20 protein-coding genes are annotated in these 18,603 nt (G+C 33.4%); 11 read left to right on the top strand and 9 right to left on the bottom strand.

Going from position 1 to position 18,603, the window contains the following annotated elements:
• Positions 1–40: 40 nt before the first annotated feature.
• From O9307_RS06585 to O9307_RS06555, 7 genes are all read left to right on the top strand, one after another.
• Positions 41–886, top strand: a complete 846-nt coding sequence (locus O9307_RS06585; protein ID WP_298296664.1) for an alpha/beta hydrolase — start codon at positions 41–43, stop codon at positions 884–886.
• 2 nt (positions 887–888) lie between these two features.
• A complete protein-coding gene (locus O9307_RS06580) occupies positions 889–1,362 on the top strand; it encodes an RNA polymerase sigma factor (protein ID WP_298296848.1) in 474 nt (157 codons plus the stop codon).
• Complete coding sequence (locus O9307_RS06575; protein WP_298296661.1) at positions 1,349–1,939, top strand: hypothetical protein; 591 nt, start codon at positions 1,349–1,351, stop codon at positions 1,937–1,939. The genes O9307_RS06580 and O9307_RS06575 overlap by 14 nt, the downstream gene beginning before the upstream one ends.
• Positions 1,940–2,122: 183 nt before the next feature.
• Complete coding sequence (locus tag O9307_RS06570; protein ID WP_298296658.1) at positions 2,123–2,959, top strand: alpha/beta hydrolase; 837 nt, start codon at positions 2,123–2,125, stop codon at positions 2,957–2,959.
• A gap of 1 nt (position 2,960) precedes the next feature.
• Positions 2,961–3,455 (top strand): sigma-70 family RNA polymerase sigma factor, encoded by a 495-nt coding sequence (locus O9307_RS06565; RefSeq protein WP_298296654.1) that lies wholly within the window; start codon positions 2,961–2,963, stop codon positions 3,453–3,455.
• The gene (locus O9307_RS06560; RefSeq protein ID WP_298296650.1) at positions 3,442–4,008 is read left to right on the top strand and encodes a hypothetical protein; all 567 of its coding nucleotides are present in this window, start codon (positions 3,442–3,444) and stop codon (positions 4,006–4,008) included. The genes O9307_RS06565 and O9307_RS06560 overlap by 14 nt, the downstream gene beginning before the upstream one ends.
• Positions 4,009–4,095: 87 nt before the next feature.
• Positions 4,096–4,782 (top strand): zinc metallopeptidase, encoded by a 687-nt coding sequence (locus tag O9307_RS06555; protein ID WP_298296647.1) that lies wholly within the window; start codon positions 4,096–4,098, stop codon positions 4,780–4,782.
• Positions 4,783–4,891: 109 nt separating this feature from the next.
• Here the strand turns inward: O9307_RS06555 and O9307_RS06550 are convergent, their stop codons facing one another.
• From O9307_RS06550 to O9307_RS06540, 3 genes are all read right to left on the bottom strand, one after another.
• Positions 4,892–5,362, bottom strand: coding sequence for an Lrp/AsnC ligand binding domain-containing protein (locus tag O9307_RS06550; RefSeq protein ID WP_064715681.1), 471 nt, complete (start codon positions 5,360–5,362; stop codon positions 4,892–4,894).
• A 130-nt stretch (positions 5,363–5,492) separates the two neighbouring features.
• Positions 5,493–6,242, bottom strand: coding sequence for a uroporphyrinogen-III synthase (locus O9307_RS06545; protein WP_064715680.1), 750 nt, complete (start codon positions 6,240–6,242; stop codon positions 5,493–5,495).
• Between the two features lie 12 nt (positions 6,243–6,254).
• Entirely contained in the window at positions 6,255–6,923 is a 669-nt protein-coding gene (locus tag O9307_RS06540; protein WP_298296845.1) for a DUF4271 domain-containing protein, read from the bottom strand.
• Positions 6,924–7,029: 106 nt separating this feature from the next.
• Here O9307_RS06540 and O9307_RS06535 point away from each other — a divergent pair, with 106 nt between their 5' ends.
• From O9307_RS06535 to O9307_RS06525, 3 genes are read left to right on the top strand one after another with little or no spacing between them, the layout of a single operon-like run.
• Positions 7,030–7,755 (top strand): polyprenol monophosphomannose synthase, encoded by a 726-nt coding sequence (locus tag O9307_RS06535; RefSeq protein WP_298296640.1) that lies wholly within the window; start codon positions 7,030–7,032, stop codon positions 7,753–7,755.
• Positions 7,756–7,765: 10 nt separating this feature from the next.
• Positions 7,766–9,106, top strand: coding sequence for a dihydroorotase (locus O9307_RS06530; RefSeq protein WP_298296637.1), 1,341 nt, complete (start codon positions 7,766–7,768; stop codon positions 9,104–9,106).
• Positions 9,107–9,108: 2 nt separating this feature from the next.
• On the top strand, positions 9,109–9,525 hold the full coding sequence (locus tag O9307_RS06525) for a DUF4296 domain-containing protein (protein WP_298296634.1): 417 nt from the start codon (positions 9,109–9,111) through the stop codon (positions 9,523–9,525).
• A 1-nt stretch (position 9,526) separates the two neighbouring features.
• Here the strand turns inward: O9307_RS06525 and O9307_RS06520 are convergent, their stop codons facing one another.
• Positions 9,527–10,519 (bottom strand): NAD-dependent epimerase/dehydratase family protein, encoded by a 993-nt coding sequence (locus O9307_RS06520; protein WP_298296632.1) that lies wholly within the window; start codon positions 10,517–10,519, stop codon positions 9,527–9,529.
• Between the two features lie 81 nt (positions 10,520–10,600).
• Here O9307_RS06520 and tyrS point away from each other — a divergent pair, with 81 nt between their 5' ends.
• Positions 10,601–11,893 (top strand): tyrosine--tRNA ligase, encoded by a 1,293-nt coding sequence (tyrS, locus tag O9307_RS06515; RefSeq protein ID WP_298296631.1) that lies wholly within the window; start codon positions 10,601–10,603, stop codon positions 11,891–11,893.
• Positions 11,894–11,943: 50 nt separating this feature from the next.
• On the opposite strand, the gene O9307_RS06510 is transcribed toward tyrS, so the two are convergent.
• The 5 genes from O9307_RS06510 to O9307_RS06490 all read right to left on the bottom strand — a co-directional run bounded on the left by O9307_RS06510 (position 11,944) and on the right by O9307_RS06490 (position 18,384).
• Entirely contained in the window at positions 11,944–12,663 is a 720-nt protein-coding gene (locus O9307_RS06510; RefSeq protein ID WP_298296629.1) for a hypothetical protein, read from the bottom strand.
• A gap of 10 nt (positions 12,664–12,673) precedes the next feature.
• Positions 12,674–13,675: an acyl transferase gene (locus O9307_RS06505; RefSeq protein WP_298296627.1), complete on the bottom strand. Its 1,002-nt coding sequence runs from the start codon at positions 13,673–13,675 to the stop codon at positions 12,674–12,676.
• A gap of 113 nt (positions 13,676–13,788) precedes the next feature.
• The gene (locus O9307_RS06500) at positions 13,789–14,127 is read right to left on the bottom strand and encodes a T9SS type A sorting domain-containing protein (protein ID WP_298296625.1); all 339 of its coding nucleotides are present in this window, start codon (positions 14,125–14,127) and stop codon (positions 13,789–13,791) included.
• A 106-nt stretch (positions 14,128–14,233) separates the two neighbouring features.
• Positions 14,234–15,412: a hypothetical protein gene (locus O9307_RS06495; RefSeq protein ID WP_298296621.1), complete on the bottom strand. Its 1,179-nt coding sequence runs from the start codon at positions 15,410–15,412 to the stop codon at positions 14,234–14,236.
• A 188-nt stretch (positions 15,413–15,600) separates the two neighbouring features.
• Complete coding sequence (locus O9307_RS06490; RefSeq protein ID WP_298296618.1) at positions 15,601–18,384, bottom strand: TonB-dependent receptor; 2,784 nt, start codon at positions 18,382–18,384, stop codon at positions 15,601–15,603.
• Positions 18,385–18,603 lie beyond the last annotated feature (219 nt).

Here is an 18,603-nt window from a genome sequence, read left to right as displayed (position 1 = left end):
GGGCGGATCCGATTAAATGAACAACTTAAAACAATTTAAAATGAAAAAGTATATTTTAATTATCACCCTTTTGTTTTCTGCCTTATGTCTAAATCTTTTTGCTCAGACAAAATCATATCCTTTCGAAGTAATTAAAACCGGAAAAGGAAAACAAGCTATTCTATTTATTCCCGGATTTGCTTCTTCTGGAGCAGTATGGAATGAAACCAAAACAGCTTTCGAAAAAGACTTCACTTGTTATACGCTTACAATGGCAGGTTTTGCTGGCGCAAAACCACATCCAAGTTCTTCTTTTGAAAATTGGAAAGCAGAAATCGCTACTTACATTAAAACAAATAAAATTGAAAAACCAATTGTAATTGGTCACAGTATGGGCGGAGGGTTGGCTCTGGCATTAGCCGCAGATTATCCAGATTTAATTGGGAAAATTGTGGTGGTAGATGCGCTTCCGTGTTTGGCAGCTTTGAGCAATGTTTCTTTTAAATCAAAAGAAAATAATGATTGTTCGCCAATGGTTGCACAAATGACAGCAATGAACGAAACGCAGTTTTATGAAATGCAGAAACAAGCGATGCCGAGACTCTTGCAAGATGCTTCAAAACTAGAAATGGTTATTGATTGGAGTGTAAAATCAGATCGAAAAACCTTTGCTCAAATGTACTGTGATTTCTTTAATACTGATTTGAGAGAAAGAATTTCGACTATAAAATGTCCATCGCTAATTTTATTAGCATCTAATTTTATAAATTTAAAACCAGCAATCGAAGAACAATATAAAAACTTGAAAACGGCTAATTTTCAATACGCCAATAAAGGATTGCATTTTATTATGTACGATGATAAAGACTGGTATTTGGCGCAGTTAAACAATTTTATAAAATCGTAATGATGGAGTTTGAAGAAGTCTATAAAACGTATTGGGACAGAATATTCAGGCTTTGCATGGGTTTTGTCAATGATTACGCTATCGCACAGGATCTGGCTCAAGAAACTTTTATAATTGTCTGGCAAAAGCTAGAAACTTTTAGAAATGAATCGAGCATCGGGACTTGGATTTTTAGAATTGCTTCTAATAATTGTTTAAGGCAGCTTGAAAAAGAAAAACGTTTTCAAAAATCAGATTTGCCAATTCATTTGACAGAAGAAAAACAACACTCCCTAGAGCCACAAATTCAGTTTTTGTACAAATGTATTGCCGAGTTGCCAGAAACGGAACGTATTATTATTTCATTGGAATTAGAAGAGGTAAAGCAAGCAGAAATTGCCAAAATCGTTGGACTTTCTGAAGCGAATGTTAGAGTGAAAATTCACAGAATAAAAGAAAAATTGACTCAAAAATTTAAAGAAAATGGACAACAATAATATAGATTTTAAAGATTTATGGAAAAAACAAGCCGTAAGTCAGCCTAATATGGAAGATTTAATGTTGAGGTTGAAGAAGTTTAAAAGAACAAATTTGAGAAGTTTATGGATAACGAACATTCTCCTTTTTGCAACAAGCGCTTTCATTCTGTTTGTGTGGTATTATTTTCAGCCACAATTCATTTCAAGTAAAATTGGGATCGTTTTGGCAATTGTTGCTATGGCGATGTATGTGTTAGTTTATAATCGCTCGCTAAAAGATTTTAAAAATAGTGATGCCACTCATACGAATCACGACTATTTGCAGCAGCTAATTGTAATTAAAAAGAAACAGCAATTCATTCAGTCTACAATATTAACTTGTTATTTTGTTTTGCTGTTTGTGGGTATATGTTTGTATATGTATGAGTATGCCTCAAGAATGACTGTTTTTTATGCTGTGGTTACTTATGGTGTAACATTGCTTTGGATAGGATTTAACTGGTTTTATATCCGTCCGAAACAAATTAAAAAACAAGAAGATAAGATAAATAGTCTAATTGAAAAATTTGAAGAAATAGACAAACAACTGTTGTAAAATTCAATTTTAGTTTTGAAAAAAAAATCCAAATTCCAATTTCGCGATTGGGATTTGGATTTTTTTATGTGGTTATAAATGCTTGTAAACATTGGTTTTTTATTTTTTTGTAAAATAGTTAAAAAAAAGGTGTAACAATTTTAATAGCTATGCATCAAAAGGAAAAATTTAAATTATTTAATTATGAAAAACTCCATTTTTACACTACTAATTGTAGCGATGTTAAGCACAACAAATTTGTTTTCTCAAAATTCGTTCAATGTTAAAATAACAGGAAAAGGGGATCCTGTTTTGTTGTTTCCAGGCTTTGGTTGTACCGGACAAGTTTGGGATGAAACTGTAGCAGAGATTTCAAAAACAAACAAATGTTATATATTTACTTTTGCAGGATTTGGTAATTTGAAGCCTATTGATTCGCCTTGGTTTGAAACTATAAAAAAAGATTTAGAAAAATATATAGTCGAAAATAAACTAACAAAATCAACACTATTGGGCCATAGTATTGGAGGGACTTTAAGTTTATGGTTAGCTTCTAGTAATCCTAGTTGGTTTAAAGAATTGATTCTTGTAGATGCATTAGCAGCTTCAGCAGCATTGATGATTCCTAACTATAAAGGCGATGTTATTCCTTATGATAATCTTCAAAGTAAAAGTATGTTAAATATGTCAGATGTGGATTTTCAAAAGATGAACAATCAATCTGTGATGTATATGTGTAATAATAAAGAAAAACAAAAGTTTCTTGCAGAAATGATGAATCAAGCTGATAGAAAAACATTTATTTATGGTTATATCGATATGCTAAATTTAGATTTAAGATCTGAAATTGCCAAAATAAAAAAACCAGTTACAATTTTAGCAGCAACAAATCCCAGTTTAGAAGTGGTCACTAAAACGTATAATGATCAGTATAAAAATTTACCTTCGGTATCTATTTTATATGCAGAAAAATCAGCTCATTTCGTAATGTTTGACCAGTCTGAATGGTTTTTAAAACAAGTAAAACAAATATTGAATTAGTTTGGAACAAGTTAATAATTTCGATACGACTTATAAATTGTACTATGCAAAAGTATATAGGTTGTGTAAAGGGTATTTTAATGGTGATAATGATATCGCATCGGATGTTACTCAGGAGGTTTTTATAAAAGTGTGGGAGAATTTGTCAAAATTTAGAAATGAATCTAATGTAAGTACTTGGATTTATAAAATTGCTTCTAATACTTGTTTGATGTATTTGAGAAAAACTTCAAATAGAAAAGTTGTTCATACAAATGAAATTCCAGAAATGATTACTGGAGCTGATTTACAAGATTCTGAAGAGAAGTTTTTTAAAATGTATAGTTGTATAAATCAGTTGGAGCCAGGGAGTAGGTTAATTATCATGATGGTTTTAGAAGATTTAGGTTATGATAGAATAGCAGAAGTCATGGGTATAACCGAAGAAAATTTACGAGTGAAAATCCATAGAATTAAGTCTAAATTAACAAAATGTGTACAAAATGGAAGAGTTTAATGAAATGAAATCTATTTGGAATCAGCAATTAGAAGCTAGTCCAGAAAAAGATAGTAGTAGTATTATTGATGAATCTAACCAAAAAGCCAAAAAGCTTAAGTTTAATTATTATTCAACAATTGGAATTCTTACTGTATTAATATTTGTTTTAGGTTACTATTATAGTTCTATTTTTAATAGTCAGATTGCTAAGCAAATTAAAGGATTAGAAATAATGATTGCTGTTATCGTAGTAAGGGTTGTTTTAGAATCAATAAGTGTTTTTAAATTTAATGAAATTGATTTTACAACTGATTTTAAAAGTTATATTAAACAATTGGTAAAGTTCTATAAATTCAGGAGATTGATCCACTTTGTTCTTACTCCATTTATCTATGTCTTATACGTTTATGGCTTTGTTTCATTGTTGCCTCTTTTTAAAGAAACTATGTCAAATTGGCTTTATTTATATGTTCAGTTTAGTGGATTTGGATTTTTAATATTTTTTAGTTTTATTTTGTATAAAATCGTGAAAAGAGATTTGGCTGATTTGGATTTTTTAAAGAATATTTAACTCGTGTCAAAATGGCATTTTTTAATTTTGGTTCGTAAATTGTGGTCAATAAATAAGACAAAAAAAATAAAACTAAAAAACAAAAATATGGGAAGTAGTTATTTGATTTTGGCTGGAGCCATTATGCTTTTCAGCTGGTTGGTGAGTTCAAGATTGAAGAGTAAGTTCGCGCACTATTCTAAATTGCAATTGCAAAACGGCATGTCGGGTGCAGAGATTGCTCAAAAAATGCTTGCAGATAATGGGATTTATGATGTTCGTGTCATTTCGACTCCAGGACAATTAACGGATCATTACAATCCAGTAGATAAAACGGTCAATTTGAGTGAGGCGGTATATAATCAGCGTAATGCGGCTGCGGCTGCTGTGGCGGCGCACGAATGTGGTCATGCTGTACAACATGCTGTGGGGTACGAATGGTTGCAAATGCGTTCTAAGTTGGTACCTGTTGTAAGCGTAGCTTCTGGATTTGTGCAATGGATTTTGTTGGCAGGAATTCTAATGATTAAAACCTTTCCGAGCTTGTTGCTGATTGGGATTGTGATTTTTGCAGCCACCACTTTGTTTTCCATTGTTACTTTGCCAGTAGAATATGATGCTAGCAATCGCGCCTTAGCTTGGTTGAAAAATAAGAACATGCTCAATCGTGCCGAGTATGATGGAGCCGAAGATTCCTTAAAATGGGCAGCTAGAACCTATGTAGTAGCGGCTTTAGGTTCTATCGCGACTTTGTTATACTATGTTTCTATCTATTTGGGTGGTAGAAGGGAGTAAAAGAAAAATTCCAAGACAGAACATTTAAATTCCAATCTCGAAGTCTTGAGGTTGGATTTTTTTTACTAGAATTTGAAATTTGAAATTTGAAATTTGGGATTTGGGATTTTTAGAGTTGTATTTGTCGTTCTATTTGCTGTTCTAGCGAAATAAACGTTTCAGTTCTAGAAACACCTTCTATAGTCTGGATTTTTGAATTCAAAAGCTGCATTAAGTGTTCATTATCTCGGCAAATGATTTTAATCAAAATAGACCAGTTACCAGTGGTGTAATGGCATTCGAGTACTTCTGGAATTTTTTTTAAATCTTTTACCGCTTCTGAATTTCGGGCGGCTTTATCGAGATATACTCCAACGAAAGCCATCGTGTTATAGCCTAATACTTTGTGGTTTACTGTGAATTTAGACCCAGAAATTACGCCCGATTGCTCCAATTTGCGCAGTCGTTGATGAATGGCGGCTCCCGAAATTCCAATTTTGTTGGCGATTTGCAAAATGGGTTTTCTGGCATCCTCCATAAGGTAGCGCAAGATTTCTTTGTCGATTCCGTCAATTTCAACTATAAGTGAATTGATTTTCATGTTATAATTTTTAACTAAAATAATGATTTTAGTTTAGATTTGAAATTAAAATCAAATTTGAGGGTATAAAAAAATCCAAATTCCGTTTAGTAATTGGAATTTGGATTTTATATTTTGGAATTGAGATGTATTATTTTCCTTTGTTAGCCTCTGCAATGTATTTTTCTAACGCCATAGTCATTGAGGGTGTCCCTGGAGTGGGTGCCATAATATCTACACGTAATCCATGGTCTAGGGCTTCTTTTTGCGTTGTGCTTCCAAAAACAGCAATTCTCGTGTTGTTTTGTTCGAAATCTGGAAAGTTTTTATACAATGATTTGATTCCAGTTGGACTGAAAAAAGCCAAAACATCATAATATACATCAGCCAAATCCGATAAGTCACTCATTACGGTTTTGTAAAAAGTAGCGGGTGTCCAATCTACTTTCAAAGCATTTAAAGTAACTGGAATATCTGCATTCAATTGATCAGATGCGGGTAATAAGAATTTTTCGTCTTTATACTTTTTGATTAGCGGAGATAAATCGGCGAAATCTTTTGGTCCAACATAAATTTTACGTTTTCTGTACACTACATATTTTTGAAGATAAAAAGCAATAGCTTCAGATTGACAAAAATATTTTAAATCTTCGGGAACTTTGTATCGCATTTCTTCGGCCACTCTAAAAAAGTGATCTACCGCATTACGACTGGTTAAAATAATGGCGCTGTAATTGTGTAGGTCGATTTTTTGCAATCGAATTTCTTTTGCGCTGACTCCTTCTACATGAATAAAAGGCCTGAAATCAATTTTTACTTTATGCTTTTGTTGCAACTCAAAGTAAGGAGAGTTCTCTACTTTAGGTTCTGGTTGTGACACCAAAATTGTTTTCACTTTCATAGTTAATATTGTCTAAGTATTCCCTTTTGTAAACCAATAATACATAAAATAATAGGGTGCTATTTCAAGTGCGCAAAGATATAAAATAAAATAAAACAATTTACTCATTATTAAACTTTGGTATTTTTTTATTGTGAGTAGATATGTGAAGAGGTTTATTATCAGTATAATAACAAAAATTGGTAAAAAAATGTTTTTGGAAAAGACATCAAAATAATAAAGAATTAAATCGATTGGTAAGATGATTAACCCAATGTAAGTTCGATAGGTTACTTTCTTCAAATTGAATTGCTCCATTATGTCTTCAATATTAAAAGCAGTAGCAATAATTTTTTCTAGTAAAAATTTGGCTAAAATAAAATAAGTAAGAAACGTAAACAATTGAATAAACAACATCCAATCTGATTTTGAAGCCCGACCGTAATAACTTAAAAAAAGCTGTAGAAAAAAAGCAAATGATATGATTTGGACTATAAAAAGTGTTATCGTAAAACCGCTCATTATATGGCTGCTATCGCGATACATTTTGACATATTTGTCCGAATAAATCAATTTAGTGAATTCATTGAAACGATTTTCGTACATCGATTTGGTTAAAGCAATCAATACCAATGATAAAACAAATAGAGCAGTTGCCCAGTCTTTATTCTCTATTATTCTTGGGTGAAGTATGGGATCCATCATAGCCAACAAAATTACTAATTTTTTGTTTGAATCTTTTTATTATAGATTTATTATGAATCAAATGCTATAAAAAGTTTACTTTTGCCGTGAAATTGCTACAAATATGAACGATAGTATAGTTATAATTCCAACCTATAACGAAATTGAGAATGTCGAAAAAATCATTCGAGCGACGCTTTCTCAGCACAAATCTTTTCATGTTCTAATTATAGATGATAACTCACCCGATCGCACTGCTGATAAGGTAACATTGCTTCAAGAAGAATATCCAGAAAGGTTGTTTTTAGAAAAAAGAAAAGAAAAATCTGGTTTAGGAACAGCCTATGTTCATGGCTTTAAGTGGGCGTTGCAAAGGGACTACCAATTCATTTTTGAAATGGATGCCGATTTCTCTCATAATCCTAACGATTTAGAAAAACTATACGATGCTTGTCATTTAGGCGGAGCCGACTTAGCCATAGGTTCTCGATATGTAACGGGAGTTAATGTGGTCAACTGGCCGTTGAGTCGCGTTTTGATGTCGTATTTTGCTTCTGTTTACGTTAGAATGATTACTGGAATGAAAATTCACGACGCAACCGCAGGCTTTGTTTGTTACAAAAGAGAAGTGCTAGAGCGGATTAATATTGATAGAATAAAGTTTGTAGGCTATGCTTTTCAAATCGAAATGAAGTATAGAACGTATTGCAAAAAATTTGAAATCACCGAAGTTCCGATTATTTTTACCGATCGAACCAAAGGGGTTTCAAAAATGAGCAATTCCATTATAATAGAAGCTGTTTTTGGAGTCATTTCCCTCCGAATGCGACAGTTAATTAGAAGACTTTAATACCATAAAAATGAATAAGATTTTAATAAAAAATGCTAAGATTGTAAATGAAGGAGCCATTTTTGAAGGTGATTTATTAATTGAAAATGATATAATTGTTGAAATTGCAGAAACGATTAGCCCAAAGTCATCCGATTGTAAAATTGTTGATGCCGAAGGGAACTATTTGATTCCTGGTGCTATCGATGATCAAGTGCATTTTAGAGAACCGGGCCTTACTCATAAAGGCGATATTGAATCAGAATCTAGAGCGGCTGTAGCGGGAGGAATAACTTCGTTTATAGAACAACCCAACACTGTTCCAAATGCGGTAACCCAAGAGTTATTGGAACAAAAATACCAAATTGCAGCGGAGTCTTCTTTTGCCAACTATTCATTTATGATGGGGGGAACCAATGATAATTTGGAGGAAATTTTAAAAACAAATCCGCGAAATGTTGCTGGACTTAAGCTCTTTTTGGGTTCTTCAACAGGAGATATGTTGGTAGACAGTACCGCTTCATTAGAGAAAATCTTTTCTAGTACAAAATTGCTAATCGCTGTGCATTGTGAAGATGAAAACACGGTTAAATCTAATTTAGCAAAATACAAAGAGCAATACGGTGACGATATTCCTGTGGAGTGCCATCCTTTGATTCGTAGCGAAGAAGCTTGTTATTTATCGTCTTCTCGAACTGTAGAATTGGCCAAGAAAACTGGAGCAAGATTACACGTTTTTCACATCTCTACTGCTAAGGAGTTAGATTTGTTTACTAATAAAATTCCACTGGCTGAGAAAATGATTACTGCTGAAGTATGTATTCACCACTTATGGTTTTCGGACGAAGATTATAAAACCAAAGGAAACTTTATCAAATGGAATCCAGCAGTTAAAACAGCCAATGACCGCGAAGCTTTATGGAAAGCGGTAAATGATGGCAGAATTGATGTTATTGCTACAGATCACGCGCCTCATACTCTAGAAGAAAAAAAACAAGTGTATACCAAAGCTCCTTCTGGCGGACCGTTGGTGCAACACGCGGTAGTGGCAATGTTTGAAGCTTATCATCAAGGAAAAATCACTATCGAAAAAATTGTGGAGAAAATGTGTCACAATCCTGCATCGCTTTTCAAAATTGAGAAAAGAGGTTTTATTAAAGTGGGGTATTATGCCGATTTGGCCATTGTGAATGCAGGCTTGCCTTGGAGTGTGAAGAAAGAAAATATTTTAGCCAAATGTGGTTGGTCGCCTTTTGAAGGTTATACTTTCAAATCTAGAATTACCCACACTTTTGTAAACGGTCAATTGGTGTATCAAGGCTTTAAAGTAAGCCCAAAGAAAGCTGGTAAACGATTATTATTTGATAGATAAAAATGAAAAAAGGAATCTTATTTTTTGCACTCTTAGTTTCATTCGTTGGATGTCGAAAAGAAGAAACAGTCAAAACGCCCAAAAAGTTGATTGATAAAGCCGTTATGGTAAACGTTTTTTACGATTTGGCCATTTTGGATGCTTCAAAATATCAGATGATGTCTAAAACGGAGTATCAAAAAATTGTTCCTAAAGAATTCATTTATAAAAAATACAAGATTGATAGTGCTCAGTTTTCGCAAAGTAATATTTATTATGCGTCTTCTATTGAGGAGTATAAAGCTATGTTTGAGCAGGTGCAGAAACGACTGCAAGTCAATAGTGATAAAATGGATACCATTATAAAACGTCAGCAAGAAAAAGTAAAATTGAACTCCAAAACCCATTCAAAGAGTAGAGCTGAAAAATTAGCACAATAACTTAAAACGTAGGTGCAATCTCTTGAATGTAAGTTTTTATGTTCGTAAAAGTAGGCTCTAATTGGGAAACGATTTTCTGGTTGCTGTAAGGTATTGCAGAATGCGAAGCTTTGGCAGTCACACGACTAAAAGTACGTTTTTTGATGGATAAGAATGCTAAAAACGCATCTATTTTCCAAGCAATAGTAGTAAGTAAAGGACTGGCATATCGTGTCGGTCTTTTTACTTTTAAGGCATCAGCGATAGTAAAAAAAACATCTTTGAAAACTAAATTTTCGGCAATCAAAGTGAATCTTTCGTTGCAACAATCACTTTTCATTAAGCGGTACATACAATTTATTACATCAGAAATGGCGATAAAAGCAGTAGTTCCTAAAGTGTAGTATGACAAGCCTTTTTTTATAGTAGTAAATAAAGTCCCACTTCCTTGCGACGGGAAACCTGGGCCTAAAATCACACCTGGATTTACAATAATCACCTTCAGTCCTTCTTGCTGACCTCGCCAAACTTCCATTTCGGCACCGTATTTTGAAATAGCATAATCGCTATGTGGTTTTTCTGGATTCCATTCGGTGGTTTCGGTGATTTCTGTTTCGTGAGGGGCTAAGTCGCCCAATGCGGCAATCGAACTCACAAAACATAATTTTTCAGTTTTTTTTGCCAAACAAAAATTGACAATATTGGCGGTTCCTTCGATATTCGTTTTTCGGATGGCGTCTTCGTCTTTGGGGTCAAAGGAAATCAAAGCAGCACAATGATACACTTGATTAATGTTTTGGAATGCCATCTCAAGAGAAGGAATGTCCAAAATATCTCCTGATATCCACTCAATTGCACCAAACAAATGCTCTTTTTGGTAATGGCTAAATAGCGCTTTGGTTTTAGCACAATTTGCTTCAGTTCGATAGATTGCTCGAACTTGTTCTCCATTTTCTATCAAATGAAGTAATAAATGTGCGCCAACTAAGCCAGTTCCTCCTGTTACTAATATCATATGGGCAAATATACTATTTTGACTCATAACTCAAATTGTCATTGCCATCGAAATTGTTATCTTTGTCAAAATTGAAAAAAAATGAAGAATTTTATTGAAGAAGTGACTTGGAGAGGAATGCTCCACGATGTTATGCCAGGCACCGAAGAACATTTGTTGGAGCAAATGCGTGTGGCATATGTGGGTATTGACCCAACTGCCGATTCATTGCATATTGGTCATTTGGTAGGCGTGATGCTATTGAAACATTTTCAGTTAGCTGGACATAAACCATTGGCTTTGGTTGGTGGTGCCACTGGAATGATTGGAGACCCATCTGGGAAATCAAATGAGAGAAATTTATTAGACGAAGCTACTTTACGTCATAATCAAGAAGCGATAAAAGGTCAATTGGCTCGTTTCTTAGATTTCACTTCGAATGCTGATAATGCTGCCGAATTGGTGAACAACTATGACTGGATGAAAGAATTTTCGTTTCTGGATTTCATTCGCGATATCGGAAAGCATATTACAGTGAATTATATGATGGCGAAAGATTCGGTAAAGAAACGTTTGTCCTCAGAAGCAGCCGAGGGAATGTCTTTCACGGAGTTTACCTATCAGTTGGTGCAAGGCTATGATTTCTTGCATTTATACAAAGCCAAAGGTTGTACCCTACAAATGGGAGGAAGTGACCAATGGGGAAATATTACCACAGGAACCGAATTGGTTCGTAGAAAAGAAGGAGGGAAAGCTTATGCTCTAACTTGTCCTTTGATTACTAAAGCTGATGGAACTAAGTTTGGAAAATCCGAAGGAGGAAATATCTGGTTGGATGCCGCTAGAACTTCTCCATATAAATTCTACCAATATTGGTTGAATACTTCTGATGTTGACGCTGAGAAATACATCAAAATTTTTACATTTTTGACTAAAGAAGCCATCGAGGAGTTGACGTTGCAACATAGAGAAGCACCGCATTTGCGTTTATTACAAAAGAAATTAGCCGAGGAAATCACGATTATGGTACATTCTAAGGAAGATTTAGAAAATGCGATTAAAGCTTCTGGAATTTTGTTTGGAAATGCTACGGCTGATGATTTGAAACAATTAGATGAAGCCACATTCTTAGAAGTTTTTGATGGTGTTCCTCAGGCAGAAATTGCCAAAAATGAAGTGGAAGCTGGCTTGGATATCATTACAGTTTTAAATGAAAAAACAGGTTTCTTTAAATCGAATGGAGAAGCGAGAAGAGCTTTGACAGCCAATTCTATTTCTGTAAATAGAGAAAAAGTAAAAGAAGATTTTGTGTTGACAGCCAATGATTTAATCAACGATAGATTCGTCTTGTTGCAAAGTGGTAAGAAAAATTATTTTGTAATTAGAGTGGTGTAACACCCGAAATTTATACATTCAAAAGTCTGCAATTTTTATTGTGGACTTTTTTATTTTGACAAATCGATGAGAGTTTTGTTGGATGTAAAATAGCCTTTGATGAAAGAAGGATTATTTTTTATGGTTTTGAAGTCTTCTGGACTTAATTTAAAACTCAATTCTTCTTTAAGTGCAACTAAGCAAAGTTCAATAAAAAAGGGACTTGTTTCTCCTAAATAATATTCGTTATCATCGGTTTTAAAGTATCTTTTTTTGTTCCAATAAAGAATTTGATGGTACGTTTTGTGTGATTTTGAAGGCAGCCTAATTATGCTACTCATTAATTTTTTGCTAGATTCTTTTTGAAAAAAATCAGGATCACTAGTTATTCTTTTTCGATAGGAGCGGAGTGAGTCCAAAGTGATGTTTAGTTCATCTGCTTTCATTTTATCCAAAACTTTAATTCTTTCCTCAACATCTAATACATTCGAGAGTTTCGAGTAATCATTTTTTGAATTCGATAGCATTCCGTCGGCTGGAATTAATGTGTCATTTTGAAATATTTTAAATAACATTGCTGTTTGCAAGGATCCACGGTGAGCAGAATTGAAATGATTTGGAGTAAAGAAAAAAGCAATTTCTTTATCACTAGTGTTTTCTAAAGTATATTCAATGTTGAATTTTCTATGGTTTTTATCACTGTTATCAGTAGTAATTGTGTTGATTTTTATTTGTAATTGAGCAGCAACCAATAGTGGAAAGCAAAAAAATAACATCAATATTTTTTTCATAAAAAAAGAATTAAACCACCATCAAATTACACCCACGAATATCTGAGTTGTCAAAACGACCTAACACTTCAAAAGTACCGTTAGCGTATTTTTTACCCAAATCTTGAGTAGCAATAAAAGAGCAGGAATTGCGATTGGCCAAATCAATTACGTTGATTCCTCCAGTCTTTCCGTTGGTTATATAGCTTAAAGGATCTTCGGTATCTCGAATGAGTATTTGCATCCAAGAAGGGCATTCAAATATGCCTTCTCCAAGTGAATACGCCTGTGAGAGTAATTCGGTCATCCCGTATTCTGAATGAATGCTAGAAACTCCAAAACCAGCGCATAACTGTTGGTGTAATTCTTCGCGTATCATTTCTTTGCGTTTGCCTTTCATACCGCCCGTTTCCATAATGATGGTGGAGCCCCCTAACCCCCAAAGGGGGAATGCAATTGATTTCGCATATTCTATTAAATCGAGCAATGCATAGGTAACACCAATCAGTAGTATGTTTTTTTCAGCTTGATTCAGCTCTATCATCTTTTTGATTAGTTCCTCGTGATTATTGAGGTAAAAGCCACTTTCGGGTTGATTGGATAACTGAATCAAATCTTCGACCATATAAATCAAAGAGGAGCCTTCGCGTTCTAAATAAGAAGGTAAAAGCGCTAAAACGACATAATTTTCAATGTTGCCATAAAATTGAGAAAATCCTCTACGATAACTTTCTTCGTAAAGGGAAACATCAGTAACAAAGTGTTGGCTGGTGGCCATACCTGTAGTTCCACTGCTTGTAAAAATAGCTTGAGGAGCTTCGTTATTGCTCACAACCGTATGACTTTTGAAAAACTGAATGGGTAAAAACGGAATTTGTTGCAATGTTTTTACCTTTTGCACATTAGTATGTAGTAAATCACAAAATTCTTGATAAACCAAGTTGTTTTCGTATTGGTAACGAAACGTTTTTAAAGCAATTTTTTCAAATTGCTTTTGGTTGGATATCGAAAAAAGATCAGAATTTGAGACCAATGCAGTATGTTTTTTGCAAAGGTATACTTTTTTGCTCTTTTTTGAGTTGATATTAAAAATGGAATAAAAAAAAGCCCCAACTGAATTGGAGCTTTAGCGCAGTGTATTTAGGATTACCTAATAATTAGTTTTCGTGTAGCGGTAGCTTGATTTTCATTTATTTTTATAATGTATACTCCAGGAGGTAGTGCAGAAACATTAAGTTCTCGAGAGCTTAATTGGGTTTGAAGCACTTTTTTACCTAAAACATCAAAAATGGTGATTTCTTTTTCTAAATCCTCTTTGGTAGAAATATATACTTTACCATTACTCACAGGATTTGGATACAAGCTCAACCCTTCAATTGAAGTGTTTTCTTGTGCCTTTGGTTGTTGTTTGGCTTCTTGAGCTGAAACGCTCACAGAAAAAAACAAGACCAATAAGAGTATAATATAAGAGTAGTTTTTTACCATTAGCTTAAATTTAATAGTAAAGATATAAAAATTGATTCAAATAAATAAAAAAATGCCTTTCATTTTCGAAAGGCATTTTGTGAAGTATAAAAAAAGAAACCTTAAATTATTTGATCAAGCTAACACCATCAACAATTGCCCATGCACCAGGAGTTAAAGTAGCACCAGTAGCTGTAGTACTTGTAGTGTAGTTTCCTGTTGGGAAAGCTACTGTAAAAGTAGTTCCTACTCCAGCAAACTGAGAAGTACCGTCATTGATTTTTACATTCAACATTTTGATTTTACCACCAGTTACTTGGTTGTCAAATGTTGCTTTATCTTGAATTCTCACTGCTGTAGCTGGAAGAGCTGTAGTACCAGTAGTATATCCTGAGATCACAACGTTTGTATATTCGCCATTTCCTTCTTTTTTGAATTGGATAGCATCATACTCAGCAGCAGAAGAACCTCCTTCAGTTACAGTTCCAGAAGCTCTAGTTAAAGTAATGTTGCTTACTTTTGGTCCGAAAGCATTGTTTACAGATTTTGCTTCAATTTCCATTCCATAGTTTCCAGTAGCAACTTGGTAAGCCAACCAGTTAGTATTTGCATCACCTCTCCAACCATCTTGCCAGTCGAAAGAATCATCAAAGTTACCGTAAGAAATCAAGTTTTTAGCACTAACAGTTCCACCATAAAATTCAAAACCATCATCAGCTCCTTTGTAAGCTACTAAGTTTTCTAATACTGTTCCTGATCCTACTGAATAGAAAGAGAATCCATTCATTTCACTAGTATTGTCAGTTAATTTTTTCCCAGCATATTCTACTCTTACATATTTCAAAGAACCACCATTGTGAGCAGCATTTGTTCCTCCGTAAGATAAGTTGTTTCCGTCTTCAGAAGTAGCAGTCGTAACTCCATTTGCACCCACGATTGGAGCATCTCCGAACATGATAATTCCTCCCCAAGATCCTGGAGTTTTAGAAGCTTCAGTAAATATGATTGGTAAAGCAGCTGTTCCATTTAAGAATAACTTACCTCCGTTTTCTACCAATAAAGCATCAGATCCGTCTGTTAAAACTGCTGTAATTACTGATCCAGCTTCAATAGTTAAGGATCCACCGTTTTTTACTTTTACAGTTCCTTGTATAGTATAATTTCCTTTTGGGTAAGATTTAGCAGTTGTTATCTCTCCCGAAATTGTTCCTGTAGGGATAGGATCTGTTGTGATCTCTTCATTATCAGATGAACAACTACCTAAAAATAAAGCTACGATTGATAAGCTTAAAACTAATTTTTTCATTTTTTTACTATTTGTTTGTTGTGATTATTTGATACAAATGTAACTACTACTTCTAAGAGGGAAGTTAACGCAACATTATAATACCATTGCTAAAATTTGAACTTTAGGTAAATTTTATGTAAAGTCTTTTTCTCTTTTGGTTCTTCGTTTTTCAAAAAAAAAGCTACCCGTATAGGTAGCTTTGGTTTTTAGAAGGTATAAGAAAGATTTAATGAAAATCCTCTTCCTTTTTTGAAACTCTCTAGTAGTAATGAGTTTTCGTTTATGGTAAATCGATTCTCATTTCCTAGTTCCATTTTGTACAATGGATTTAATAGGTTGTCGATGGCAAGTTTAGCATCAATGTTTTTGGTTAATTTACTAGACCAAACTAAATCTAATTTGTGAAATGGTTTCTCGTAAATGTGATCCATTCCTGCTGAACCTACTGCAAAAATTCTAGGACCAAATACACCATATACTAATGAAATAGAGTTTTTCATTACTTCATTAAACTCAAAATCATATTTCAAATCTGAATTGATAATCCATTCCGAAGCTCCTTGTAATTTTCTGTTTGGTTTGTTCTCTATAGAACTAGATCCAAATTCAACATTTACTTTTGTTTTCATTAACGAAGTATTTAGACCAAATGAAAAGTTAGATAAAGTTGGAGAAATTCTTTCAAGTTGTAATAACAATTCGATTTCAGCTCCATATAAAAAAGCGTCTTTTGAATTTTTGTAAGTAATTTGTTGGCCACTTCCACCAGCACTTGCTATAAAAATTCTTTCAATTGGATTTTGAATTTGTTTAGCAAATAAACCTAATGCAATTAATTCGTTGTTTTTCGGAAACAATTCGTATTTAAAGTCTACATTATAATTGTCTGTGTCTTTTAAAGAAGCATTTCCGTTTGTAGATTTTCCATCTGGACTAATGTAAGTTATTGGTAATACTTCCATCGTTACCGGTCTTGTGATTGTTTTTGAGGCATTAAAGCGTAGATTGCTAGTGTCATTTAATGCGTATTTTGAATTTAAGACAGGTAGAAAATCAAGCTTTTCAAATGTTAATACATCATAAGGTCTTGTAAAAGAAGTAGCTCCTTGATTTCTATATTTTGAAGTTCTTATTGAACTTTCAATACGGATACCTGCATTAATTTCTAATTTTTCATTAAAATTATGCAAGTAGTTTATGTAACCACTATTAACAATTTGATTTAATTTGTTTTTATAGTCTGTATTTGATTCTTCTCTTTCAAAGATTATTCCGTTGTTGATATCATCAACTATTAGTGAGTTGATTGAATTTATAGGTGCGATATAACTTTTATTCAAGCCGCGTGATGCAAATGTTCTATAAGTTGATTTTAAATCATTTTCAAAAACATTGTATCCTACAGTTAAACGGTTTGATTTGCCATTTTCTTTTTCATCAAATTTATAATTATATTCCAGCAATCCTGAAAAATAGTAGTTGCCATTGATGTCTAAATACTGTTTGTTCAAATGGTTACCACCATAGCGAGTTTCTATCTCTGTTGGTGAAACTTTTTCTCCAATAATAAATTTACGATCAGGTTGTTCGTAACCGGTTTTCACAAAAGATCCTCCAAATTTTAAGGTATGTTTTTCGTCTGATGTAAGTTTTACATTTCCTATCAATTGGGTGTTTAAGTAATCTGACTGGTCAAACTGGTTGGTTCGAATCAAGATGTTTGGATTACTTGATTGGTTGTTGGTATATCCCAATTGGTCAATAATTTTGCTGTCAGTTGAGCGCAAGTAAAATGAATTTAGTGCAACATCAAAACGTTTGGCTTTATAGTTAACAGCTGCCAATGCAGAGGCGTTTGTTTGGTAACTGTAGCTTTCTTTTTGAAAATTGTTGTCATAGTCACCGCCTCCTAAAATGAAAGTACGGTCAACCCCTTTTCTGATAATAAATTTGTTATCGCCATTGATAGAAAAAGTATAGTTGATTTTGTCACCATTGTCTAGGTTGAATTTTTCTGAGTGAATTAAACCGATACTTGTATTTAATGGGCTAGAGGTTTTGTCAACATTCCAAGTATTGTTTTTGTAAGTTGCATTGTACTCATCAGGGGTTAGTACTTTACTTGCAGGAACATTACCATATAATGGACTTAATTGACGGTCTCTACCGTTTAATCCAAAAAATCCTTGTGTATTGTTGGCATCGCTGTGAATCAAAAAGTCAGATCCATTATTATCAGTTGTAAAACTAGTACCAATAGAAAGTTTAGTGATACTTTTGGCTTGAACCGTTTCGATATTTACTGTTGCTCCAGCAAAATCTCCAGGTATGTTCGGATTGAATGTTTTGTATACATTCAAAACTCCTACGATATCTGTAGGGAATAAATCCAAAGGAATGATTTTAGTAAAAGGGCTGTTGGATGGAGCTTGTAGTTCGTTTATAAGCAAGTTGTTATAGCGCTCTTCTAAACCTCTTACGAATAAACCTCTAGATTCTACTTTGGTAATACCAGTAATTTTGGTCAAGCCTTCTTCTACATCACTTACTCCTTTTCTTGCCATTTCTTGCGCTCCAATACTTTGTTTAAAAACCACTGCATTTTTTTGATCTAATAAAATAGCAGTTTCTTTTTCTCTATTTGGAGCAGTAGCTTTTACAACTACATCTTGTAGTTTGTAACTTCCTGAACCAATAGATTTGTTTATTGTTACTGTTTCATTTGCTTTAACAGTAACTGGAACTTCTATCGTTTCGTAACCTACGAAACTAAATTGTATAACATAATTTCCAGAAGTAGTACTAATGGTGTATTTACCATCAATGTCAGTATTTACGCCAATTTTTGTTCCTTTTAAAGTTACATTTGCAAATGGTAAGGGTTGATTGTTAGAATCTTTATCGGATAAGATTCCTGTAATTGTTCCTTTGTTTTGAGAAAATCCAAGTACACTAATAAATAAGGTGAGGATTAAAAATTTTAATTTCATTTGTTGTCTTTGTTTGTTGGCGCAAATTAACAACCATGCTTTAAACCCGATGTTATTTCAATATTAACATTGTATTTTATTATCATTATGCAAATGTTAACATATTAAATTAAAGTTAAGTCCTCGAATTCTGTTTTTACAAATGATTTCTTTATAACTACATTTACGATGGTTTTTGTGAATTTGTAGTAATAAAAGCCTAAATTTGATTTGTTTTAA

The organism is Flavobacterium sp. (genome assembly GCF_027531905.1).
Classification (GTDB): Bacteria; Bacteroidota; Bacteroidia; order Flavobacteriales; family Flavobacteriaceae; genus Flavobacterium.
Note: the sequence above shows the minus strand (reverse complement) of the source record. Positions and strands in the feature narration are given on the sequence as shown.